Annotated in this window: 20 protein-coding genes; 14 read left to right on the forward strand and 6 right to left on the reverse strand. The window is 35.5% G+C overall.

From position 1 onward, the window contains the following. Positions 1–51 precede the first annotated feature (51 nt). The 3 genes from V7P73_RS01680 to gdhA all read left to right on the forward strand — a co-directional run bounded on the left by V7P73_RS01680 (position 52) and on the right by gdhA (position 3504). Positions 52–825, forward strand: coding sequence for a rhomboid family intramembrane serine protease (locus tag V7P73_RS01680; protein WP_333850920.1), 774 nt, complete (start codon positions 52–54; stop codon positions 823–825). 30 nt (positions 826–855) lie between these two features. Next, a complete protein-coding gene (gene dprA, locus V7P73_RS01685) occupies positions 856–1962 on the forward strand; it encodes a DNA-processing protein DprA (RefSeq protein ID WP_333850922.1) in 1107 nt (368 codons plus the stop codon). 183 nt (positions 1963–2145) lie between these two features. After that, entirely contained in the window at positions 2146–3504 is a 1359-nt protein-coding gene (gene gdhA / locus V7P73_RS01690) for an NADP-specific glutamate dehydrogenase (RefSeq protein ID WP_333850925.1), read from the forward strand. 78 nt (positions 3505–3582) lie between these two features. Here gdhA and V7P73_RS01695 read toward each other — a convergent pair whose 3' ends face one another. After that, positions 3583–4464, reverse strand: a complete 882-nt coding sequence (locus tag V7P73_RS01695) for a cupin-like domain-containing protein (protein WP_333850927.1) — start codon at positions 4462–4464, stop codon at positions 3583–3585. A 222-nt stretch (positions 4465–4686) separates the two neighbouring features. On the opposite strand from V7P73_RS01695, the gene V7P73_RS01700 reads away from it, so the two are divergent. From V7P73_RS01700 to porW, 5 genes are all read left to right on the forward strand, one after another. After that, on the forward strand, positions 4687–7413 hold the full coding sequence (locus tag V7P73_RS01700) for a TonB-dependent receptor (protein WP_333850928.1): 2727 nt from the start codon (positions 4687–4689) through the stop codon (positions 7411–7413). A 90-nt stretch (positions 7414–7503) separates the two neighbouring features. Next, on the forward strand, positions 7504–8406 hold the full coding sequence (locus V7P73_RS01705) for a GLPGLI family protein (protein WP_333850930.1): 903 nt from the start codon (positions 7504–7506) through the stop codon (positions 8404–8406). A 76-nt stretch (positions 8407–8482) separates the two neighbouring features. Beyond that, positions 8483–9004 carry a KdsC family phosphatase gene (locus V7P73_RS01710; RefSeq protein ID WP_313099763.1) on the forward strand — a complete coding sequence of 174 codons (522 nt, stop codon included), beginning with the start codon at positions 8483–8485 and terminating at the stop codon, positions 9002–9004. A 9-nt stretch (positions 9005–9013) separates the two neighbouring features. Continuing rightward, complete coding sequence (locus V7P73_RS01715; RefSeq protein ID WP_333850933.1) at positions 9014–9586, forward strand: Maf family nucleotide pyrophosphatase; 573 nt, start codon at positions 9014–9016, stop codon at positions 9584–9586. Positions 9587–9669: 83 nt separating this feature from the next. Further along, positions 9670–12201 carry a type IX secretion system periplasmic lipoprotein PorW/SprE gene (gene porW / locus V7P73_RS01720; protein WP_333850935.1) on the forward strand — a complete coding sequence of 844 codons (2532 nt, stop codon included), beginning with the start codon at positions 9670–9672 and terminating at the stop codon, positions 12199–12201. Positions 12202–12238: 37 nt separating this feature from the next. Here the strand turns inward: porW and V7P73_RS01725 are convergent, their stop codons facing one another. The 3 genes from V7P73_RS01725 to V7P73_RS01735 all read right to left on the reverse strand — a co-directional run bounded on the left by V7P73_RS01725 (position 12239) and on the right by V7P73_RS01735 (position 14977). Beyond that, on the reverse strand, positions 12239–13615 hold the full coding sequence (locus V7P73_RS01725; RefSeq protein ID WP_333850937.1) for a tryptophanase: 1377 nt from the start codon (positions 13613–13615) through the stop codon (positions 12239–12241). Positions 13616–13780: 165 nt separating this feature from the next. Further along, a complete protein-coding gene (locus V7P73_RS01730; RefSeq protein WP_333850939.1) occupies positions 13781–14395 on the reverse strand; it encodes a DUF502 domain-containing protein in 615 nt (204 codons plus the stop codon). Next, on the reverse strand, positions 14396–14977 hold the full coding sequence (locus V7P73_RS01735) for a tRNA-(ms[2]io[6]A)-hydroxylase (RefSeq protein ID WP_333850941.1): 582 nt from the start codon (positions 14975–14977) through the stop codon (positions 14396–14398). A 163-nt stretch (positions 14978–15140) separates the two neighbouring features. Here V7P73_RS01735 and V7P73_RS01740 point away from each other — a divergent pair, with 163 nt between their 5' ends. Continuing rightward, positions 15141–15374, forward strand: coding sequence for a hypothetical protein (locus tag V7P73_RS01740; RefSeq protein WP_333850943.1), 234 nt, complete (start codon positions 15141–15143; stop codon positions 15372–15374). 43 nt (positions 15375–15417) lie between these two features. On the opposite strand, the gene V7P73_RS01745 is transcribed toward V7P73_RS01740, so the two are convergent. Further along, the gene (locus V7P73_RS01745) at positions 15418–16509 is read right to left on the reverse strand and encodes an acyltransferase family protein (RefSeq protein WP_333850945.1); all 1092 of its coding nucleotides are present in this window, start codon (positions 16507–16509) and stop codon (positions 15418–15420) included. Between the two features lie 269 nt (positions 16510–16778). Here V7P73_RS01745 and mutL point away from each other — a divergent pair, with 269 nt between their 5' ends. The 4 genes from mutL to V7P73_RS01765 are packed head-to-tail and all read left to right on the forward strand — an operon-like array spanning position 16779 to position 20639. After that, a complete protein-coding gene (gene mutL, locus V7P73_RS01750; RefSeq protein ID WP_333850946.1) occupies positions 16779–18548 on the forward strand; it encodes a DNA mismatch repair endonuclease MutL in 1770 nt (589 codons plus the stop codon). A gap of 3 nt (positions 18549–18551) precedes the next feature. Further along, positions 18552–19301, forward strand: coding sequence for a rhomboid family intramembrane serine protease (locus V7P73_RS01755; protein ID WP_333850948.1), 750 nt, complete (start codon positions 18552–18554; stop codon positions 19299–19301). Continuing rightward, a complete protein-coding gene (locus V7P73_RS01760; protein ID WP_333850950.1) occupies positions 19302–20282 on the forward strand; it encodes an endonuclease/exonuclease/phosphatase family protein in 981 nt (326 codons plus the stop codon). A gap of 18 nt (positions 20283–20300) precedes the next feature. Then, entirely contained in the window at positions 20301–20639 is a 339-nt protein-coding gene (locus V7P73_RS01765; RefSeq protein WP_333850952.1) for a hypothetical protein, read from the forward strand. 56 nt (positions 20640–20695) lie between these two features. On the opposite strand, the gene V7P73_RS01770 is transcribed toward V7P73_RS01765, so the two are convergent. Continuing rightward, the gene (locus tag V7P73_RS01770; protein ID WP_312206084.1) at positions 20696–21292 is read right to left on the reverse strand and encodes a superoxide dismutase; all 597 of its coding nucleotides are present in this window, start codon (positions 21290–21292) and stop codon (positions 20696–20698) included. 350 nt (positions 21293–21642) lie between these two features. On the opposite strand from V7P73_RS01770, the gene V7P73_RS01775 reads away from it, so the two are divergent. Next, entirely contained in the window at positions 21643–22863 is a 1221-nt protein-coding gene (locus tag V7P73_RS01775) for an aminotransferase class V-fold PLP-dependent enzyme (protein WP_333850955.1), read from the forward strand. Positions 22864–22920 lie beyond the last annotated feature (57 nt).

Genomic DNA, 22920 nt, shown 5'->3' on the forward strand with positions numbered 1-22920 from the left:
ACAAATTTACCTTTTTTCAAAATTGGCTGTAAAATTGAGAATCTAAAATCAATGTTTTTAAAATCTTTCAATTTGCGATCTATTTTACTGCCAATTATTATGTTGGTGCTAATGTGGAGTTTTTTCTTGTTACAAAACATTGGATTTTTCCAAGGTTGTGACGGCGCATTGATTCCTCTAATGCCGGAAGGATTGAAAGGCGTTCTTCTTGCACCACTTCTACACGGAAGTTTGGATCACATCATCGGAAACTCTATGCCGATTGCAATTCTTCTCTTTTTACTTTTCGAATTTTATTCTAAAATAGCATTCCGTGTTTTCTTTATTGGGTGGATAGCTGCAGGCTTACTGGTTTGGATGTTGCCGCCAATCGATATTACTACTGGAGAATGGAACTATAGCTGTATTATCGGCGCCAGCGGATTGGTCTACATGTTAGCATTTTTCATTTTTTTCAGCGGAGTTTTCCGTTGGAATATGAAATTACTGACAATTTCTATGGTGGTTGCCTTGTATTATGGAAGTTTGATATGGGGAATTTTTCCGGAAGAATTTTTCTCCAATCTAGAAGAGCCAAGCAGAATCAGCTGGCAATCACATTTAGCAGGAAGTATCACTGGAGTCATTTTGGCCGTTATTTTTAGAAAAATTGGCGATAAGAAAAAGAAATACATTTGGGAATTCCCAAATTATTATAACGAAAAGGATGATAAAATCTGGCAAGAATATATGGCGAATCATTCAGAAGATTTCGAAGAATTACCTCAACTAAAACAAGAATCTATTTGGGATTATTTGGATGAAATTCGGAAAAGAGAAAAATAATTCTTAATTTGGTCATAACGCAAATGAGCCATGACTTCCGAAGAACATCTTTACATTCTAGCGCTGAAACAGTGCAAAAACATTGGTAACATCAACCTGAAAAAGCTGATTGCAAATATCGGCTCAGCCAAAAAAGTTTGGGAATCGTCTCCCAAATCTCTACTTTCTACATCCGGAATTGGTAAACAAACCATTCAGAATGTTGGAAATAAAGAATTTCTACTCATTGCAGAAAAAGAAATCAAACTTTGCGAAAAACAAAACATCAGCATTATTTCTCAAAAGGACGACTTCTATCCAAAACATCTTTTGAATTGTGACGATTCTCCTGTGCTTATCTTTTATAAAGGAAATTTGAATCCTAATTTAAATCCGATTAGTATCGTCGGAACCAGAAAAATGACTCTTTACGGAAAGAGTTTTATCCAAGAGCTACTTTCTGGATTATCAACATCAAAAGTTTCAACAGTAAGCGGTTTGGCATTAGGTGCAGACTCTTGTGTTCACGAAGAATCTCTAAAAAATCAAATTCCAACAATTGCAGTTTTGGCACAAGGTTTAAATTCGATTTATCCTGCCAAGAATAAAACGTTAGCCAATAAAATTCTTGAAAATAACGGTGCACTTGTAACCGAATATGCCTCGTTCGAAGGAATGGCAAGAGAAAATTTTTTACAAAGAAATAGGATCATTGCTGGATTTTCTCCCAATTTGATTGTTGTGGAAACAGCTTACGGTGGTGGATCTGTTACAACTGTCGGTTTTGCAAACCAATACAATCGGGATGTTTTTGCGTTGCCTGGTAAAATTACTGACATTTATAGCCAAGGTTGCAACCAGTTGATTTCTCTTAACAAAGCTGAAACTATTGTCGATATCAATTCATTAATTAAAAATTTGAACTTCATTCCCCAACCCGAATTATTCCCGAAGGAAGAAGCTAGAATTGAAATTGATCCTGAGAAAAAAAACCATCATAAAATCTTAGAAATTATGACCGAAAATAAAACAATTTCTCTTGACGAATTAGCGGAAAAATCGGGCATTTTACATCACAAACTTTTGCCAATTCTTCTTGATTTAGAGATATATGGCTACATCAACTGTCTTTCCGGACGACAATATCAGTTAAATTAACAAAACCCACATTTACGAAAATTGAAGGTATTTAATATTAAATTCAAATATTGTTAATACAAAAGATGTAATTATACATTATGCAAAAAACTTAATCAATATCATTAAATTTTTAATAAAAATCAAAATATTACTTGCGAAATTCGAAAAAGAATTTAAATTTGTTGTCATAATTGTACAACAATGGAATTATTTAACGTTGAAGAAAAGATTCAGGAGTTTATGGCAAAAATCGAAGCCAAAAATCCTAACGAACCCGAGTTTATCCAAGCTGTAAAAGAAGTTGCGGTAACCGTAATCCCTTTCATTGCTACGAAAAAAGAATATACCGGAATGAAGCTCTTAGAGAGAATGGCAGAACCGGAAAGAGTAATCATCTTCCGTGTGCCTTGGATTGATGATAAGGGAGAAATCCAGGTAAACAGAGGTTTCAGAATCCAGATGAATTCTGCAATCGGGCCTTACAAAGGTGGAATCAGATTCCATCCAACGGTAAATCTTAGTGTATTGAAATTCTTGGCTTTCGAACAAGTCTTCAAAAATAGTTTGACAACATTGCCAATGGGCGGTGGAAAAGGAGGTTCTGATTTTGACCCTCAAGGAAAATCTGATATGGAAGTTATGCGTTTCTGCCAAGCTTTTATGATGGAACTTTGCAAACACATTGGTCCAGAAACCGACGTTCCTGCAGGTGATATCGGCGTTGGAGCAAGAGAAATCGGATACCTTTTTGGAATGTATAAAAAAATCAGAAACGAGTTTACCGGAGTATTAACTGGTAAAGGTTTGGCTTACGGTGGATCTTTGATTAGACCAGAAGCGACTGGTTATGGTGTGGTTTATTTCGCTGAGCAAATGTTGAAAACTATCAACGAATCTATTGCTGGTAAAACTGTTGTAGTTTCAGGCTTCGGAAACGTGGCTTGGGGTGTTATCAAAAAAATCAATGACCTTGGCGGAAAAGTAGTTACTATTTCTGGTCCAGATGGTTATATCTACGATAAAGACGGAATCTCTGGAGAAAAAATAGAATATCTTCTTGAACTAAGAGCTAGCGGAAATAACAGAGCTGAGGATTATGCAAAAAAATATCCAGAAGCACAATTCTTCGCTGGAAAAAGACCTTGGGAAGTAAAATGTGATGTTGCTTTTCCATCTGCAACTCAAAATGAATTAGATCTTGAAGATGCTAGAGCATTGGTTGCTAACGGTTGTCTTTGTGTAACCGAAGCGGCGAATATGCCTTCAACTTTAGATGCTATCAATTATTTCTTGGATAATAAAGTATTATTCTCTCCAGGAAAAGCTTCTAACGCTGGTGGTGTTGCGACTTCTGGATTAGAGATGACACAAAACTCTATCAGATTGAACTGGACTTCTGACGAAGTTGATGCAAGACTGAAAGAAATTATGATTGGAATCCACAAAGCTTGTAGAGATTACGGTAGAGAAGAAGACGGATTTGTGAATTATGTAAAAGGTGCAAACATCGCAGGTTTCGTAAAAGTAGCTGAAGCAATGTTGGCTCAAGGTGTGGTTTAAACCAATTTCACTTATTATAAATAAAAATGCAACTCAATAACTGAGTTGCATTTTTTATATTTTAGAATTGAATTACAATTACTTAGGCAATCCTCTTTTTAAAGCATAATTGGCTCTTGCAACTGCTTTTTTCTCTTTCCAATTCATATAATTGGCTTTGAAGTTTTTCTTCATAAAGTTATCAAAACCTCTTTGCACAGTAAGATTCCAAAGAGAATGAGCTTTTACAGCCCAGCTTTTGTCCCAAGCTCTTAATGAAATAGAGAAACTTCCGTCCAGATATTTCATCCAATGCCACCAACCTGTAGGCATAAAAAGTGTGTCACCGTGTTCCAAGAAACATTCGATACCTTCTACTCCATCCAATGCTGGAAAATTCTTGAAATCTGGATTCTCGATATCATAATCTTCCAAAGCATAAGTTGCGTAAGGAAGTTGATACAATCTCTCTTTCCACTTATAATCAAAAAGCAAAACATGTTTTCTACCGTTGAAATGCGTGTGGAAAATATGCGCCATATCTATATCATAATGGAGAAAAGTCACAGAACCTTTACCACCAAAGAACATACTAGGATATTTGTCAAGAAAACCTCCCATCAATTCCTTAGGGGAAAGATAATCTTTTAGGATTTTCGGTGCATGCTTTATCGGATCGAAGAAGAAAATTCTGAGATCTGTTGGTTCTCTTTGGATTAAATCAATATAGTCTGCAAATTTCATTTCTGCAGTTGGTGTATTGATAGGAGCAGCAGGATCAGCCTTCGCACTGTCATACAAAGGAACAGTTACATCGCCTACAACTTCCTTTATATAATCCATCGTCCATTTTTGATAAGCTGGCCAGTTTCTGGCCATATTTTTTATCACGACTGGTTTGCGTGGCTTAAGATACTTTTCTAGAAATTCTTCTTTAGTAATATCGTCTACTATATCAATTGGTTTTAGAATGATACCCATATTAATGTAATATTAAGGCACAAATTTATTAAATTAATGTTTCTCAAGACAAAAAACATTTCCTTTATTTATAACAATTACAAATAGTTTAAATCTATTTTATAATATTTCATTCTATCATGAATATTATGATTTAACCTTACTATTTTTTTTAACTCCAATAGAAACTTTGTAACATTTTGTAATTTTTAATTACTAACTATTTAGTGATACCATTAAACTATGAAAAAATTATTATCCGTTCTTTTCATCCTATCTTTTTCAATGATTGTTTTGGCACAAAAAACAATTTCCGGAGTGATAACCGATGCCGATGGAAAACCGCTTGCGAGTGCTAGTGTAACTGTGGAAGAGCCAGGAAAGAATGCTATATTAGCATACGGAATTTCCAATGCAAAAGGAGAATACAAAGTTTCTGTGAACTCAGCGGAAGGTAATTTGGATTTGAAAATCAAGGCTTTCAACCAGAAACCAATTACACAAACTATCAAAAATGAGGATCAGAAACTAAACTTCTCAATGGATTCTCAGGCAACAGAAATCCAAGAGGTAAGACTCAAAACAAAACTAATCACTAAAAAAGGTGACACTATTTCATATGATCTTAAGTCTTTTGAAAATAAAAATGACAGAACTCTTGCCGATGTTTTAAAGAAAATCCCTGGGATTGAGGTTAACAAAGATGGAACTGTACTTTATCAAGGCGAAGCAATCAACAAATTCTATGTGAACGGAAAAGATTTGATGGAAGGTGGCTATGGAACAATCAATAACTCGTTACCAAAAGATGCTGTCTCTAAGGTAGAAGTCTTGGAAAACCATCAGCCAGTAAGCATTTTGCGCGACAAAGTTCCTTCTGAACAAGCCGCTCTTAACATCAAACTAAAAAAATCGGTGACGATGACAGGTCGTGGAGAGATTGGTGCAGGTTTCAGTCCATTACTTTGGAATGTGAAATTAACCCCGATGTTCTTTGGACAAAAAAACCAATGGGTTGTTAATTACAAGGCTAATAACAATGGAGAAAGTGTAGAAAAAGAAGGCAATCTGTTAAGTTTTGGAAGCCGTTGGGAAGGAAGAAGATCACAAGCTGGTCAAAAATCCTGGACTAATATAGAAACTGCAAGCGTACCAGATGTTCCTGAAAAAAGATACCTGTTGAATAACGTTCACTTCTTTTCTGCGAACTTATTAACAAGTCCTTTCAAAAATAAAGAATGGGAATTGAAGGCGAATGCTTCCTACACCAATAACAGTATCAAAAGAGAAGACGTGCAAACAAAAGTTTATGGAGCTGGTTCTATATCAGTCCCAACACTTCCAAATGGTGGTACATTTGTATCGAGTACCAATAACAGATTTTTTGACAATGTTGCCAAGGGTGAGTTGATTTTCACAAAGAATGCAAAAAAAGGATTTTTTAAAAATACAACTACATGGAACAGTTTCTGGAATACAGACCGTGCAAATGTAGACAACAATCTACCTCCAGCATTGAATGATCCTACAGCTACACCAATCCATAAATTTGCAGATGAGTCTTTAGATTCTCCAACCGGAACATTCCAAAATTCATTAAGCACAATTATTCCTTGGAAAGATAAACTTGTTAATTTTATGAGTTACGTTAAGTATCAGAAAGATAAACAAACGCTCACCGTTTCTCCAGGAAATTATATGGAAAATTTCGGATTCAGTAATTTTGATAAAATCAGCCAATATGCCATATCCAAAACTCTTGAAGTTAATCATTCTGCTTCTGTAGGTTTTTCTTATAGAAAATGGACATTCACTCCTGAGTTTGGTTTGAATATGAATTTTAACAATTTAAAATCTGCTATTACAGGAGAGGTTAGTAATAATAATTATTTCCTTGGAACAGATAGACAAAATGATATGGATTGGAACGAAGTAATGCCATATACTCAAGTTGGTGTTAACTTCAAATCTCAAAACTTCAACCTAAACCTAACGCTTCCAATGAATTTCTATGGTATTACTTACAAAGATAATATCAGACAAAATTATTTGGATAAAAGTAAAACTGTTTTTGAACCTAATTTGTTTGCAAATTTAGACTTTGCATCTTTTTTCAAAATTTGGGCTTTCGCCAATCAATCTTATGATTTTGGAAACTTTGGATTTTTGTATGGCGGAAATATGCTGACAAGTCCCACCAATTTGCAAAAAAGATTTAGTGACAATATTGAGATGCCAGAATATTTGAGCAGAATGATTGGCTCCAGACTAGAGTATAGAAACCCTTTGAATAATTTGTTCTTCAATGTGAGATATAACTATTCTACCAACAAAAGAAACTTAATAGAAAGTTATAAAACTAATGGTTTCATCTCAGAGTTAGAATTGCAAAGTAAAGAGAACTCAATCAGAACTCAGACAGAAGGTGCAGAAATTGGCAAATATTTTCCAAAATTCAAATCCAATCTATCTATAAGCGGTACCAATACAGATTCCAATTCTTTCTCTTATTTTAATTCCGATTTAAGAGAGTCTGCAAACAGTAGACAAACCCTGGGGATCAAATTTAACAACACATATTTCAGTTGGTTTAGTTTAGATTATAACATCAATCTGAACTGGAGCAAAAACACCAATAAAAATGACAATACAGTTTTCAAATCCAGCGGTTGGAATCATAATCTAGCAGCGTATATTTATCCAAGCGACAATCATACTTTTGGTTTCAACTGGGATGATCTTTCTACAAAGGCAAGTGGACAAAACTTTAGAAACTCTTTCTTCGATTTATCTTACCAATACACTTGGGTTAAGAGAAAAATTGATTTCGAATTCAAATGGTTGAATATCGCAAACAGAAAAGTTTATGAAACTGTAAATGTGGATGTTTTACAACAACTTGTTACAACCAATCAAATGTATATCCGTCCAAGCCAGTTTATGTTCACTGTAAAATTCAATTTCAAGTAACACACTATTTATTATAACCAAAAAGGCAGCGCAACTTTTTATTGTCTGTCTTTTTATTTTTCTTAATTTTAAATCACTAATTTTTTAGTTATGAAGAAAATATTTTCATTATTGATGATTACAGCGAGCTTATTATCATTAGCACAAGGAACAAGGATTATGTACGAATACAAGTTCGCTTCTAATCTCGCAAAGAAAGACTCTCTTGAAACAGAGTTGATGTATTTGGATATCAAAAAAGAGGGTAGCAATTTCTATAGCAGACAAAAATTTGTGAGCGATTCTACAAGAGATGCTTATTTTAAAAAGCAAATTGCGACAGGTTCCACCAATTTTAACTACCGTGGCGGAAACGGAGGGAAAATAGGATATTCTGTTTCCAAATCCTATCCGGATTTCAATATAGTTTTACATACCGGTATTGGCAATTCTAGATTCAGTGTTAAAAATGAAAATCCAATGGCTTGGAAAATTCTTCCAGATAAGAAAACGATTGATAAATTCGAAGTTCAAAAAGCCACACTCGACTTCGGTGGAAGAACTTGGACGGCTTGGTTTTCACAGGACTTTCCTTTTCAGGATGGCCCTTATAAATTTTCAGGATTACCTGGTTTGATTTTGGAAATGGAAGACTCTACAGGAACGCATAGTTTCAAATTTGCCGGAAGCAAAAAGTTTGATGAAGTTGTGAAAATCGAAAAAGAAGAAATCGGAAGTACACGCGGCGGGATTGTTGTAAAAACATTCGGTATTCCTGGCGGAAAAGAAATCGAAGTTTCCGAGGAGCAGTTTAAAAAACAATGGAAAGAATACAAAAATGATCCTGTAAAAGACACACGACAAATGCTATCACAAGGAAATATGAAGCTAACTCTGAATATTGATGGGAAAATGATGTCGGAACCTTCAGAAGTTCTGCGAGCGATGGAAAAAAACCAAAGAGAGGAAATCAAAAACAATAATAACAAAATAGAACCAGCACTTTACCCTTAATTAGACATAAAACACTATTTTTATAGTCCTCTTCCGAGAGGGCTTTTTTATGCAAAATTTCTAAATAAAATTCAAAATGAGTTATTTACCAAAACTTAAAAATATAAAAGCTTTCGTTTTTGATGTCGATGGTGTTTTTACCGATGGAAGCGTTTACCTTTTACCAGACCAAAATATGTCTCGTGTGATGAGTGTTTTGGATGGTTATGCAGTTGTCCAATCTTTGAAACAAGGTTACAAAATTGGGATTATCACTGGCGGAAATGACCCGATGGTAAAAAACAGAATGGAATATCTTGGTATCAAAGATTATTATGCTAAGTCTTCTCACAAAGTTTCCGACTACGAAGATTTCAAATCCAAACATAATTTGCAAGATTCCGAAATCCTAATGATGGGCGACGATATTCCTGATATTGGAATTATGAAATTAGCAGAAATCTCAGCTTGTCCTGCGAATGCGGTTCCGGAAGTGAAAGCAATTTCAGATTATATTTCACCAATTTATGGAGGAAAAGGAGCTGTACGCGATGTGATAGAGCAAGTAATGAAAGTGCAAGGCAAATGGAATCTTGACGAAGAAACAAAATCAGCTTAATTATTGAATATGAATCTATTACTAGCTTCCAATTCACCTAGACGAAAAGAACTTCTGACACAATTAGGTTATCAATTCGATATCGTTAAAATAGATGTTGATGAATCTTATCCTTCAAATTTAAAACCAGATGAGATTGCCGAATATGTCTCAGCCAAGAAAGCAAAAGCTTTTGATGTTAATGAAAACGAACTCCTTTTAACCTCGGACACCATTGTTGCATTAGACCAAAAAATTCTTCTCAAACCCAAAGATGAGAATGAAGCTTTTGAAATGATAAAAAGTCTTTCGGGAAAAGTACATCAGGTTTATACAGCTTTTACGATCAAAACAATTGATTCGGAAATCAGTAAAACCAGCAAAACGGATGTAGAGTTCTCGGAAATCAGCGATGAGGAAATTAAATTTTATATCAACAATTATAAACCTTTTGACAAAGCCGGGTCATACGGAATACAAGAATGGTTGGGAATGGCAAAAATCAAAAACATTTCCGGTTCTTTCTATTCTGTGATGGGTTTTCCTGTAGATTTGGTTTATGAAGAACTCAAAAAATTGAATTGTTTTACAGGCAATTTGTAAAACTCGCATCTTTGGATAATTTTCCTTGCAAAATTTCGTTATTTTTACAGATTCAACCAGAAATTTCATTTTGAAATAATTAGATGAGAAAATATTTACTAATCATACTTGCCATCGTAAGCGTAATTGCCTGTAACCCGCGCCAAAAAAAGAAAAAAACTAAAAGTGGACCCGTTAACAGATTTATGACGTTTCATAATACGTTGTTCAACAGTAAGGAATCTTTTCTTGCCGAGATGGAAAGCAGAGACAAAGCACATGTTGACAATTTCTACGATCCATATATTTCTATTTACACTACAGAAGACAATCTTAATGATGTCCAAAATGTTACCGCAGCAACCGACAATTCTGACCCGGGACCAATGCCACTAAGAGGAGGTTCTAGAAGTACGTCTCCTGATGTTAATGAAAGAATGGGTGGCGCAAATCCCAATAAAAAAGGGGCTACAACTTTACAAATTACAGAAGCTAAAGCACTGAAAACTATCACCAAATATTCAGTTCTAGTAAACAGCGTAGAAAAGAATAAAAAGATTTTTGACGCTTATATTCTTTTGGCAAAAGCAAGATTATATCAAGGAAAATATTTGGAATCTCTGGACGCATTGGGTTACATTTTCAACACAATGAGCAAGGATAAAAGATTGCCGTTGGCGAGAATTTATCAAGCGGTGAATTATTCTAAACTGAAAGAATATTATCGTGCTGATGAGGTTTTCAGAGATTTGGAAGAAGATCCAAAGATTAAATTAACCAAAGAACATAAGCGAATTCTGAAAGTTTATCAAGCGGATAATTTTCTGAAATGGGGCAAAAAAGAATTGGCTGCAGAAGTTTTGGAAGAAGCGTTTACTTATAACAAAAACAGAAAAATAAAAAGCAGAATCGCCTATTTGCGTGGACAAATACTTTCTAATCTCAATAGAAAAGATGAAGCCAGAGAATCTTTTGCTGCAGCTTACAAATATGCGAACAGCTATGAATTCGAGGTTAAATCTCAGATAGAAATTGCTAAAACTTTTGATGGCAAAGCCGACAGTTATGATGAAGCAATGGCTTACCTTGCGAAAATTGCTAAAAAAGGAACTTATGCGTCCCGTAAAAATGAGCTGTATTACGCAAGTGGTTTGGTTGCAACGTCTGCCACAAAAGATTCTATCGCAGATTCTTTTTTCAGAAAAGCTTTGAAGGAGAAACAGTCTGATCCACAAATTCGTGGACTTACTTATTCCGAATTGGCTAAAAAATATTTTGCAAAAGACGATTATTTGACGGCTGGTGTTTACTATGATAGCGCATTAGCTGTGATGACTTATAAGCCTGAAAAAGACAGATTAACCGATCTTTCAGCCAATATCAAGAAACTTTCTAAGAATTATTATGTTGTTAAAAAGAATGACAGTATTCTGAATCTTTCTAAAATGAGTCTTGATGAAAAAAGAGAATATTTCGCAAAGTATATTGAGAAAATCAAACAGAAAGAAGCAGTAGAAGAACTGGAAAAGAAACGTGCTGAACGCAGCAAAGGCTTTGATAATTCCGATTATAATGCTAATTCTATCTTTGCTAATAATTCTACAGATGCTGGTAGTTTCCAAAACTTTGGAATTAATACCGGAGGTTCTACATTCTATTTTGCTAATTCTAACAATATCCCAAGAGGAGAAACATCCTTTAAACAAACTTGGGGAAACAGAACTTTAGCAGACAACTGGCGTTATTCTGCAAAAACGACAACGATTGAAGAAATGAAGAACGAAGCATTAGGAATAGCTAACGCTCCGGATCCGAGACGTTTGGAACCAGAATTTTATATTGAAAAAATCCCGACTTCTCCTGAAGAATTAGGAAGACTGAAAAAAGACAGAGATACTGCAAGCCTTGGAATGGGAAGAATGTATGAGTCGTTTTTCGGAAATACCAAACTGGCAACCAAAACTTTGTATGATCTGGTAGATAATAAGCCTGATGAGGAAACAGATCTGATGGCCTTGTACAATATCTTCGTTTTTAATTATGAAAAAAATCCGGCTGATGCAGAAAAAGCAAAGCAGTTGATTTTAGAAAAATATCCGTACACTTCTTACGCCGAGTTTGTGAAAAATCCGAAAAATAAGGATTTCAACAAGTCATCAAAAGATGTGGAAAAACTTTATGCGGATGCTTATACGCTTTATTTGACAGAAAAATATGCGGAGTCCAATACAATGATTGATAAAGCAATTGCCGACAATCCTAAAGATGCGCTGGTTCCTAAGTTTTACTTATTGCAAGCCTATAATGCTGGAAAAACTGCCGGAAAAGAAATTATGATTTTGCAGTTGGAACAAATTGTTCTCAATTATGCTAAAACGCCAGAAGGTAAAAAAGCAAAAGATCTTCTTAAGTATCTGAAAAGTGATGTAAAACTGGAACTTACGGATGAATCCGGAAACACTATTTCCCAAAGCTCAACACAGGAAAATCCTAAAACAAAAGAAGACCTGGAAATGGAAGAAAAGATGAAAATATCTGCACCTGCTTACGGCCCGGGTAGACCGGGATTAGAAAAGCCTGGACAGCAATCTGCCACCACGCAACAATTTAAACGAGAGAAGAAAGATAGAAAATAAAAAAGAGAGCAATTGAAATTGCTCTCTTTTTGTTATTTTATGCTTTGTCCAATTGAACAGTGAAGTGTCTCAGAATCTCCGGTTCACGTTTTATCTTATAACCTTTATAGATTTCGTTTCGTCTTTCAAAAACATTGATTACCGCGGCTGCAACATAATCCATATGATTGTTTGTGTAAGTTCTTCGTGGGATTGCCAACCTCAACAATTCTAATTTTGGATAACGGTTTTCTCTTGTCTCTGGATCCCGGTCTGCTAATAATGTTCCTATTTCTACACCACGAATCCCTGCTTCTTTATAAAGTTCTATTGCTAATGTTTGAGCAGGAAATTCTTCTCTTTTGATATTCGGCAGGAAGTTAAGAGCATCTATGAAAACAGCGTGTCCTCCGATTGGTTTTTGAACGGGAATTCCTGCTTCCATTAATTTGTTTCCTAAGTATTCTACTTGAGAGATTCTGCTTTCCAAATAAGGAAATTCTGTTGCTTCATCTAGACCAGATGCCAAAGCCGACATATCTCTTCCTGCCATTCCGCCGTAAGTGATGAAACCTTCATAGATAATTGTGAAATTGGAAGCTTGTTCGAAGATTTCTCTATTCTTCAAAGCGATAAATCCGCCGATGTTGACCAAACCATCTTTCTTTGAACTCATTGTCATTCCGTCGCCGTAAGAGAATAGTTCTTTACAGATTTCTTTAATAGTTTTATTTTCCTGTCCTTTTTCTCTTTTCTTGATGAAGTAAGCATTCTCTGCAAACCTCGCTGAATCAAATAAAACAGGAATTCCGTATCGGTCGGATAACTCTTTCACCGCTTTGATATTCTCTAAAGAAACAGGCTGTCCGCCAGAAGAATTACAAGTAATCGTAATTAAACAGAATGGGATTTGTTCTTTTGGATAAGTTTTATAAACCGTTTCTAGTTTTTCTAAATCCAAATTTCCTTTGAAAGGATGAAGGTCATTAATGTCAAAAGCTTCATCAATAGTACAGTCCAAAGCGTGTGCTTTTCTGATTTCGATATGGCCTTTCGTCGTATCAAAATGGGAATTTCCTGGAACTACGTCGCCTTCTTTTACCATTACAGAAAATAAAACGTTTTCTGCTGCACGACCTTGGTGTGTTGGTAACAGATAAGGAAAACCTGTGATTTTTTCAACGGTTTGTTGCAAAGCTTGGAAGGAACGGGAACCGGCATAACTTTCGTCGCCAATCATCAGTGCACCCCACTGCTTGTCGCTCATTGCGCCTGTTCCACTGTCCGTCAGCAAATCGATGAAGACGTGGGAACTTCTCAGATTAAATAGATTATAGTTGGCATTTTTCAGCCATTCTTCGCGTTGTTCTTGTGTAGATTGATATATCTCTTCCACCATTTTGATTCTAAATGGTTCTGCGTATGGTAATTTCATAATTAATATAAATGATAATTGATATTCGATGAATGATCTTTTATATTGATAATTGATGAAAATAAATCACAAAGGAAAGTCCAATGTAAACAATCTAGATTTCAATTGATAAATGAATTCAATAATAGTAATCATTTATCAGCCATCAATTATCATTTATGAAAATTACTCTGGTGCTTTGAAAACGTTATCATCCGAATGGAAGCCGGCAACACCACCACTGACTGCAAACTTCATTGCCTCAGCGGAACTCATTCCTGTAACTTCTTTTACATTGGTATATTTGGTAATGATGACCCAGCCGGAAACGGCGTAAGAATGTGGCAGATAAACCGCCACCATTTGTTCAAGATTAACGGCGGACATATCGGATTGTGTTAAGAATCCAATTCTCCAGATTTCCGGATTTTCGTTGGTTTTGACCCAAACCGGAACATTGAATTTTTTCTTGTCTCCAACGAACGACCCTAAAACATCTTTGAGAGATGTGTATATGAATTTGATTCCAGGGATGTGCTCCAAAACATAATCTAGTCCGTCCACTATTAATCTTCCGATAATGAACTTATTACCGAAAAACCCGATGAATGTTGTGGTGAAAATAACTGTTACAAACGTCAATCCAGGAAACTTCTCCGAAACTGAAGGCACCAAATTATCAATACTACTCACAACGCTCCAAATGACCCAAACCGTTATGGCAAAGGGTCCAATAATAATCAATCCTTGAATGAAGGATCGTATAAAGAGTCGAAGATAATCGTTGGGGCTTCTGTTCATTTAGCCGTGGATGGTTTCTTTATTACCGTAGGATTTCATAATGCTAGCTTCGTATTCCAGCCATTCTTCCCAACGTTTGTTCACGGTTTCTGGGTCGCCCAATTGTCTTGCAAACCCTATAAAGGCTGTATAATGATTGGCTTCTGAAACCATCAGGTCGTGGTAGAATTTCTTCAGTTCTTCGTCTTTTATGTTTTCTGTCAAGACTTTGAAACGTTCACAACTTCTGGCTTCTATCATCGCAGCGAAAAGCATTTTGTCGATAATCTGGTCTTCTCTTTTTCCGCCTCTTATAAGAAACTTCACAAGGTCGTTCACATAATCGTCTTTGCGGGTACGCCCCAAAACACCCCCTCTTTTCTTGATAATCTCGTGAACTTGATTGAAGTGGTCCAATTCCTCCTGAGCAATTGCCAACAGTTCGGTTACCATTTCTGTATATTCTGGAACCATTGTGATGAGACCGATGGCGTTGGTAGCTGCTTTTTGCTCACACCAAGCGTGGTCGGTAAGAATCTCTTCCAGATTACCTTCTGCAATGTTGACCCAACGCGGGTCTGTAAGAAGTTTGAGACGAAACATTATTATTTTTTTTGTAAAAATAAGGATTTGATTGCTCTTTATTAAATATTTTATTGATAAAAATTATTTTCTGAATTCAATTATCATACAACTATATAGTAATTGATAATATTTAAAATTGGCATAGATGTTGAGAAATCATCATTAACCAAATAATAAAATTATGAAAAATCCAACATTCTCCAATCGAGCTAAATTATTTCTTTTCAGCTTTTTTGCGATTTTATCATCTGCTTTGACATTCGCCCAGGATTCTGCAGTTGTAAAAACGACTAATGTTACTACAACTTCCACGGAAGAATGGCAAACCAACCCGACATATTGGATTATTGGCGGAGTGGTCCTGATTGTGATTGTCGCAATTGTTGCAATGAGCGGGAGAAAAAGAAATGATTAAAATCTATAAAGCGCTTTGAGGAGCGCTTTTTTTTGATTAATGATTAATTGGACTCTGTTTTTTTTCTCAAAAACTCCAAAACCTTCCAACCCAAGTTATCTACTTTCTTGAGACCTTTGGAAATCAAAAACGCTAAGAAAATATTCAGGGGATAAATAATCAAAACTAACAAATACCAAGGCAGAGAATCTTTCATCGGAACAACGAGAAAATAAACCAAAGACGAACTCATGCCCTGAGCGAAATAGAAAAAGATGGCATTTTGCCCGACATTGGTAATGAAATTTGGTTTTGTGATTTTCAATCGGTTATAGAAAACAAATAAGGTTACCAGTGAAAATAATGTCCAAATGATATAAGGAATCTTCGGCGGGAATTTTTGTTTGTTGAGTTTATAGAACATATCACCTCCGTAATTCCAAAACATCCAAGCTAGTGCAATAGCTACCAATCCGTACAAAACAGGAATCAATTTTGTTGGGATTGTTTTGCCTTTCATTCGGTTTCCAATCAGGAATACAGCCATATAAAATGCAACATAACCGCCTTGTCCATTAGGATAATATTGAGGAAACAGATTGAATATTAGAGTTAAAGCCACACAAATCCCGATAAACCAATTGATATGTTTCGGGAAAAATCTCAGAATCAAAACACCAAGAACAGTCAGGATATAGTAAACTTTCAAATACCAGAAACTTCCCATCACCACAGGGAAAGTATCACAGTTAGAATACTCGTGCAAGTACCAATTCCCTAAAACCTGCCATTGCGGTTCTGACGAAATACTTCTTGGAACATATTTACTTCCAAAAGTAGAATAGAAATCTTTAAGCCAATCAAAAGAGAAGAAACTAAGTCCAAAAACTTTGAAAAAATAATCGAGGAAAAACAGAAACGTCACGAAAATCATATATGTGATTTGCAGTTTCAGCAATCTGTAAAGTGTCTTCTCGATATTATTCCCAGATGTGATTCCGCTCAAAGCATAAAACAATGCGACATCAAAAACCAAAGAAAAAACCCGCGCTTCCACCGGCATATAAAACTGCCCGCTCCAAAACGCTGTGTGGATGAAGATGATGGAAATAGTCGCCAGCCCTTTGGCAAAATCAATATAAAGGTCTCTTTTCATCGATGGTGGTTTAAATTAAAGTTCAACACAAAGGCACAATTTATTTTTTTATTGATAATGTTTTAAGGCACAAGAATCGAAGATTTTAAATTTGTGCCTTAAAACAGAATAATTGACAACCAAACTCTTTGTGTCTTCGTGTTGAACAATTCTTCAGATTTATTAATTATCTGAAAGTCAAAAATATCATTATTTTCCCAAGTTCTTTATAATTATTTAACTTTTACTACTCGATAGTTATCCTTATTTTTGAAAGTTCAATTCTAAAGATGTCAGATATCATTCAACTTTTACCAGACCACGTTGCCAACCAAATTGCTGCAGGAGAAGTCGTGCAAAGACCCGCTTCTGTTGTCAAGGAATTATTGGAAAACTCTGTGGATGCGGGTTCCAGTAAGATTCAGCTCATTATTCGTGATGCGGGGAAAAACTTGCTTCAAGTTGTTGATAACGGAATCGGAATGTCTGAAACTGACGCCAGATTAGCTTTTGAACGTCACGCAACTTCCAAAATCCGTTCTACTGAAGATATTTTCAATATTGCCACCAAAGGTTTCCGTGGAGAAGCTTTGGCATCTATTGCCGCTGTTGCTCAAGTTGAACTTAAAACCAAACTGAAAGACGCACCAGTTGGAACTAATATTTATATTGAAGGTGGGACTTTCCAGTTCCAAGACCCAATTCAAACTGTTGAAGGTTCCAATTTTTCTGTGAAGAATTTGTTTTACAATGTTCCTGCGAGACGTAAGTTTCTTAAGAATGACAATGTAGAATTCCGTCATATTATTGATGAATTTCAAAGAGTTGTTTTGGCTCACGAGAATATCGAGTTCGAGATGTTCCATAATGACGAACCTGTTTTCAAACTGAGAAAAGGTGGACAAATGCAACGCATCATTGATGTTTTCGGAAGAAAGTTGCAACCGCTTTTGATTCCAATCAAGGAAGATTTAGGTTGGGCAAATTTGCAAGGTTATGTCGCAAAACCAGAAGGCGCAAAAAAAGTAAGAGGTGAACAATTTTTCTTTGTGAATGGGCGATATTTCAAAAGTCCTTACTTAAGCAAAGCTGTTCAGGAGGCGTTTGATGGTTTGCTACAGCCGGGTTACATTCCGTCGTTTTTTCTTTATCTGGAAATGGATCCAGAGAAAATTGATGTGAATATCCATCCTCAAAAAACGGAAGTTAAGTTCGAAGATGAAGCTTTGATTTTTGCGTTGATGCGTTCTACAATCAAACGTTCTTTGGGAATTTACAACGTTGCGCCAAGTCTCGATTTTGAAAGAGACCCGAAAATGGAAGCATTTTTTTCTCCAACACCAAGCAAGACCAATTATAGTTCGCCAACACCTTCTTCTATTAATGTTGATCGGGATTTCAATCCGTTTTCTGTAGAAAAAACTTCGGAGGAAGAAAGAATCAATCTTGCCGAATTATATCAGGCAACAGCTACTGCGGCGCCTTCCAAAATCAATCTTTTTGAAGATGATGATTTGGATGAAGACCTTTTCCGATTGCCCAATGGTTACTGGCTTTTGAACAAAGACGGACAAACTTATATGTTGGATTTGGGAAGAATGCATCGTGTTTTGATGTCTTCTCATCAGGAAAATCTGCCAACCAAAAAAGCTGGACAAAGTTTGTTGTTTTCATTAGAATATCATCTGAATGAAATCGAGAAAAATAAATACAAATCCATCAAAAAATATTTGCCAGATTTTGGTTTCGAAATGACCTTGGCTCAGGAAAATGTCTTGCGAATAGAAACAGTTCCGGAAGCTTTGAAGGAATCACAAGTTATTAAATTTTTGGAAAAAATATTCGAAGTTTTGGAATATAGAACTGAAGAAGATTTTTACAAATATTTTGAATACCAATGGGTTAAACTGAAAACCAAATCAAAATTTGATTTCATTTATAAAACAGAAGTGGAACAATTGGTAAAAGATTTTATCGACCTTGGTTTCCCACAATACACCGTAAACGGAAAAAAATGTTGGATGGAAGTTCCGTTCGACGATTTTAAAAATAAATTTTAAACTATGTTTCCTCAAATAACGCCTGTTACCCGAAATATAATCATCCTGAATGTTATCTTTTTTGTAGGTACACTTTTGCTTAAAAATTTGAACATTAATTTTGATGCGCTTTTAGCAGGATATTTTCCGTTGTCTCCAAATTTCAGATCTTGGCAAATTATTACACATATGTTTATGCACGGGAGTATTATGCATATTGTTTTTAACATGCTGACGCTTTACAGCTTTGGACCAGTTCTCGAGCAGGTTTTGGGGCAAAAGAAATTCATTATTCTATATTTTGCAGCAGGTTTAGGCGGTTTCGTTTTATATAATATTTGGAATTATGTCGAAGTAAGTCAAATCACAAGTTTTTTAACTAGTCAATCTTACGACATCCACGAAATCTATAAATACGCCGACATTAATTACAGTGGAGAAATGCCAATTTCTTCTAATTCTGAAGCAGTAAGAGATTCTGCTCAAAGTCTTTTTAATATATTAAGAACTCCAATGGTTGGAGCATCAGGCGCAATTTTCGGAATCATTGCTGCGTTTTCTACATTATTTCCAGAAGCCAAGTTGATGTTTATGTTCATTCCTTTTCCTATCAAGGCAAAATACTTGACACCAATTATTATTGTGGTTTCAATCGTTTTAGGATTTGGACAATTCAGTGGTGATAATATTGCGCATTTTGCGCATCTTGGAGGCGCATTGATTGGATTTCTTTATATCAGAAACTGGAAAAAACACCGAGACAGAATCCAATAAATGGGAATCATTCGATTAATTTTAACGGTATTTCATCTCATTATTATTGTTCTGCTTTTCGGAACAATAATGAATGCTTACATCCCGCCAAGTGTTTTCGGGTTTCTTAATCTTTTGTCATTAGGATTTCCGATTCTTATTATTCTCGATATTATTTTATTGATATTTTGGATTATCACTTGGAAAAAAAGAGCGGTGGTTTTTCTCGTTTTATCTTTATTTTTTATCATTCCAACAAGAAGATGGATTAATTTCACACCTTCAAAAAATGAAAATTCAAACTTAAAAATCATCTCTCTAAACGGAAAATCAGGAAAATTTGGAGACGAAAGCATTTATAGTTTTCTTAATGGTCAAAATGCTGATGTAGTTCTCACACAGGAATATAGAAGTGCAGAAAATCTGAAAGGTTTTGAATATTTTGAACGTAATTTTCCTGTAGTTAAAATCCAGTCAAGATTTCCAATTGTAAAAAGCGGAATTGTAGAAACAGACGCTAAAAACGGACGCTGTATCTATGCCGATATTAAGGTTAATGAAAAAATTATCCGCTTTGTGAATGTTTATATGGAGCCGTTTTATTTGCAAAAAGATATGGTAAAACCTACAAAAGATATGAATGTAAACGAGGAAAAGGCTAAAAATATTCTACACAAACTTATTCCTACATTCAGAAAACACCAAAGTCAAATTGCACCAATTAAAGGATTTTTGGACAGTTCGCCTTATCCTATTATCCTGGCTGGAGATTTCAACTCTGTTCCTAATTCTTACGAATATTACACTTTATCTGAAAATCTGGAAGACACATTTCTAAAAGTAGGAAAAGGAAGCGGAACCAGTTTTCACGATTTCAAATTCCCTCTGAAAATAGACCACGTTTTCGCATCACAATCCATCGAGCCAATTAGTTATAAAGTAGATAGAAGTGTCAGAATCTCAGACCATTTTCCGGTTATTGCTGAATTTTATATCAAATAATTTTCGATATTTGCTGATATGAAACACTTCTACTTCTTTTTGATTCTTGCTTCAACGTTGTCTTGTTCAAAGAAAGCTCCGGTTCTGAACAATTCAGACCAATTAGATGCAGCGCCACCAATCACTTATGATACTACAGCCATCGATTCTTTTGGACCGGGAGCAACACCGGAAAGTGTAATGGCAAAAATTAACGCCGTGGCAATAAAACGTGAAAAAGACAGTCTTGCAGCAATCGCAAAAGCAGAACAGGAAAAACTCGACAAAGAAAAAGCAAAATTAGAAGCAGAAAAAGCCAAAGAAGAAAAGAAAGAAACAAAACCAGAGGTCAAAACAGAACCAGTGGTAACACCATAAAAAAACCACCAAAAATTTGGTGGTTTTCTAATATCTAGATTCTAAAATCTATTATCTTATTTGTTATAAAGCTCTTCCACTTTATCCCAGTTAATCACATCAAAAAACGCAGACACATAGTCAGGTCTTCTGTTTTGGTAATTTAGGTAATAAGCGTGCTCCCAAACATCCAATCCAAGAATTGGAGTTCCTTGTACATCAGCAACCGGCATTAGTGGGTTATCTTGATTCGGAGTTGAAGAAACAACCACAGAACCGTCAGAATTTTTCACCAACCAAGCCCAACCAGAACCAAATCTAGTCTTAGCTGCGTTAGAGAAATCTTCTTTGAATTTCTCAAAACCACCGATTTTCTCGATTTCAGCTTTCACATTTCCAACCGGCTCTTTGCTTCCGCCTGGAGTCAAAAGTTCCCAGAAAAGTGAGTGGTTAAAATGTCCGCCTCCGTTATTTCTCACGGCTGGTTTATCTGTACCTGTTTTTTGGATTTCTTCAAGAGATTTTCCTTCAAGATCTGTTCCTGCAATTGCATTATTAAGATTATCCACATAAGCTTGGTGGTGCTTAGTGTGGTGGATTTCCATTGTTTTCGCATCGATTGTTGGTTCCAACGCATCGTACGAATAAGCTAATTTTGGTAATTCGAATGCCATAGTTTCGTATTTATTTTGTTATTAATAAATGAATTGGTCAAAAATACTCAATAATTATTCCTTAATCCAATTATCGCACTCATTTTATAAATATTTAACATCGAAATTTTTAATAAATTTTGCCGTAACTTTGACCCATTCTAAATAATTACAAACACCATTTTAATTATTTGGGCAGCTTTATCCGCCTTCCGCTCCCAATCTTTTTTGCAAGAAGATTTCAGTTCAGAAAAAATTGAAGAACACGCAAAAAAGGATTTCCGCTCAAGTCGGGCTGCAACAATTCAACGTTTTAAACATTGGATTTCAATCTAACATCTAAATTCTAACATCTAATATCTACATCCAAAATGTTTGATATCAACAACATAAGAACACAATTCCCAATTCTGAATCAGCAGGTAAACGGAAAACCATTAGTCTATCTAGACAACGCTGCAACATCTCAAAAACCGATTTCAGTTTTAGAAACTTGGGAAAAATATTACGAAACCATCAATGCCAATGTTCATCGCGGGATTCACACATTGAGTCAGATTGCGACGGAAGAAATGGAACTTTCCAGACAGAAAATCCAAAGGTTCATCAATGCAAAGCACGATTACGAAGTTATTTTTACCAAAGGAACAACGGAAGGAATCAATTTGGTGGCTTATGCTTTGACGAATCAGATTAAGAAAGATGATGAGATTATCATTTCATATTTGGAACATCATTCCAACATTGTTCCGTGGCAAATGCTTTGCGAAAGAACTGGCGCAAAACTGAAAGTCATTCCAATGGACGAAAACGGAATTCTTCAAATCGATGTTTTGGATTCTTGGCTTAACGAAAAAACGAAAGTTGTATCTGTAAATCAAGTTTCTAACGCTTTGGGAATCATTAATCCAATCGAACAAATTATTGAAAAAACAAGAAGACTTTCCAACGCTTATGTTTTGATAGATGGCGCGCAATCTTCGCCGCATTTCAAAATCGATGTTCAGAAACTGGACTGCGATTTCTTTGTTTTCTCAGGACACAAGATGTACGCGCCAATGGGAACCGGAATTCTTTATGGAAAAGAATCTGTATTGGAAAATCTTCATCCGTTCCACGGCGGTGGCGAAATGATTGCGGTTTGTAGTTTCGAGAAAACAACTTATGCAGGTCTGCCTTTCAAATTCGAAGCTGGAACACCAAATGTGGGCGGAAATATTGCTCTTGGTTCAGCTGTTGATTTCATTAATCAAATTGGTCACGATAATCTTCAAATCCACGAAAATGAACTTCTTTCTTACGCTCAGAAAAAACTTCTGGAACTGGACGGAATCAAAATCTACGGCGAAAAAGCCAATAGAACTGGTGTTGTTTCTTTCAATTTGGAAGGTGCAGGAATTGCTTCTGACACAGGAATGATTCTCGATAAAATGGGAATTGCCGTCAGAACCGGACATCATTGTACACAACCGATTATGGATTTCTTCAACATTGCTGGAACTGTTCGCGCCAGTTTTGCAGTCTACAATACTTTGGAAGAGATTGATATTCTGGTTGAAGGCGTGAAAAAAGCGCAGAGAATGTTGTTTTAAATCAATTCAAATAAAAACTAAAAACCCTTTCAGATTTGGAAGGGTTTTTCTATTATC

This window comes from Epilithonimonas sp., from assembly GCF_036780765.1.
In the GTDB taxonomy this organism is placed as follows: Bacteria; Bacteroidota; Bacteroidia; order Flavobacteriales; family Weeksellaceae; genus Epilithonimonas.

Excerpts from the sequence above, each read along its gene's own strand:
- V7P73_RS01735 (WP_333850941.1), bottom strand. The coding sequence starts at position 14,977 with ATGTTTCGTCTCAAACTTCTTACAGACCCGCGTTGGGTCAACATTGCA.
- V7P73_RS01715 (WP_333850933.1), top strand. The coding sequence starts at position 9,014 with ATGAATCTATTACTAGCTTCCAATTCACCTAGACGAAAAGAACTTCTG.
- dprA (WP_333850922.1), top strand. The coding sequence starts at position 856 with ATGACTTCCGAAGAACATCTTTACATTCTAGCGCTGAAACAGTGCAAA.
- V7P73_RS01745 (WP_333850945.1), bottom strand. The coding sequence starts at position 16,509 with ATGAAAAGAGACCTTTATATTGATTTTGCCAAAGGGCTGGCGACTATT.
- V7P73_RS01775 (WP_333850955.1), top strand. The coding sequence starts at position 21,643 with ATGTTTGATATCAACAACATAAGAACACAATTCCCAATTCTGAATCAG.
- V7P73_RS01770 (WP_312206084.1), bottom strand. The coding sequence starts at position 21,292 with ATGGCATTCGAATTACCAAAATTAGCTTATTCGTACGATGCGTTGGAA.
- V7P73_RS01710 (WP_313099763.1), top strand. The coding sequence starts at position 8,483 with ATGAGTTATTTACCAAAACTTAAAAATATAAAAGCTTTCGTTTTTGAT.
- porW (WP_333850935.1), top strand. The coding sequence starts at position 9,670 with ATGAGAAAATATTTACTAATCATACTTGCCATCGTAAGCGTAATTGCC.
- V7P73_RS01740 (WP_333850943.1), top strand. The coding sequence starts at position 15,141 with ATGAAAAATCCAACATTCTCCAATCGAGCTAAATTATTTCTTTTCAGC.
- V7P73_RS01760 (WP_333850950.1), top strand. The coding sequence starts at position 19,302 with ATGGGAATCATTCGATTAATTTTAACGGTATTTCATCTCATTATTATT.
- gdhA (WP_333850925.1), top strand. The coding sequence starts at position 2,146 with ATGGAATTATTTAACGTTGAAGAAAAGATTCAGGAGTTTATGGCAAAA.
- V7P73_RS01730 (WP_333850939.1), bottom strand. The coding sequence starts at position 14,395 with ATGAACAGAAGCCCCAACGATTATCTTCGACTCTTTATACGATCCTTC.
- V7P73_RS01725 (WP_333850937.1), bottom strand. The coding sequence starts at position 13,615 with ATGAAATTACCATACGCAGAACCATTTAGAATCAAAATGGTGGAAGAG.
- V7P73_RS01765 (WP_333850952.1), top strand. The coding sequence starts at position 20,301 with ATGAAACACTTCTACTTCTTTTTGATTCTTGCTTCAACGTTGTCTTGT.
- V7P73_RS01695 (WP_333850927.1), bottom strand. The coding sequence starts at position 4,464 with ATGGGTATCATTCTAAAACCAATTGATATAGTAGACGATATTACTAAA.
- V7P73_RS01680 (WP_333850920.1), top strand. The coding sequence starts at position 52 with ATGTTTTTAAAATCTTTCAATTTGCGATCTATTTTACTGCCAATTATT.
- V7P73_RS01705 (WP_333850930.1), top strand. The coding sequence starts at position 7,504 with ATGAAGAAAATATTTTCATTATTGATGATTACAGCGAGCTTATTATCA.
- V7P73_RS01755 (WP_333850948.1), top strand. The coding sequence starts at position 18,552 with ATGTTTCCTCAAATAACGCCTGTTACCCGAAATATAATCATCCTGAAT.
- mutL (WP_333850946.1), top strand. The coding sequence starts at position 16,779 with ATGTCAGATATCATTCAACTTTTACCAGACCACGTTGCCAACCAAATT.
- V7P73_RS01700 (WP_333850928.1), top strand. The coding sequence starts at position 4,687 with ATGAAAAAATTATTATCCGTTCTTTTCATCCTATCTTTTTCAATGATT.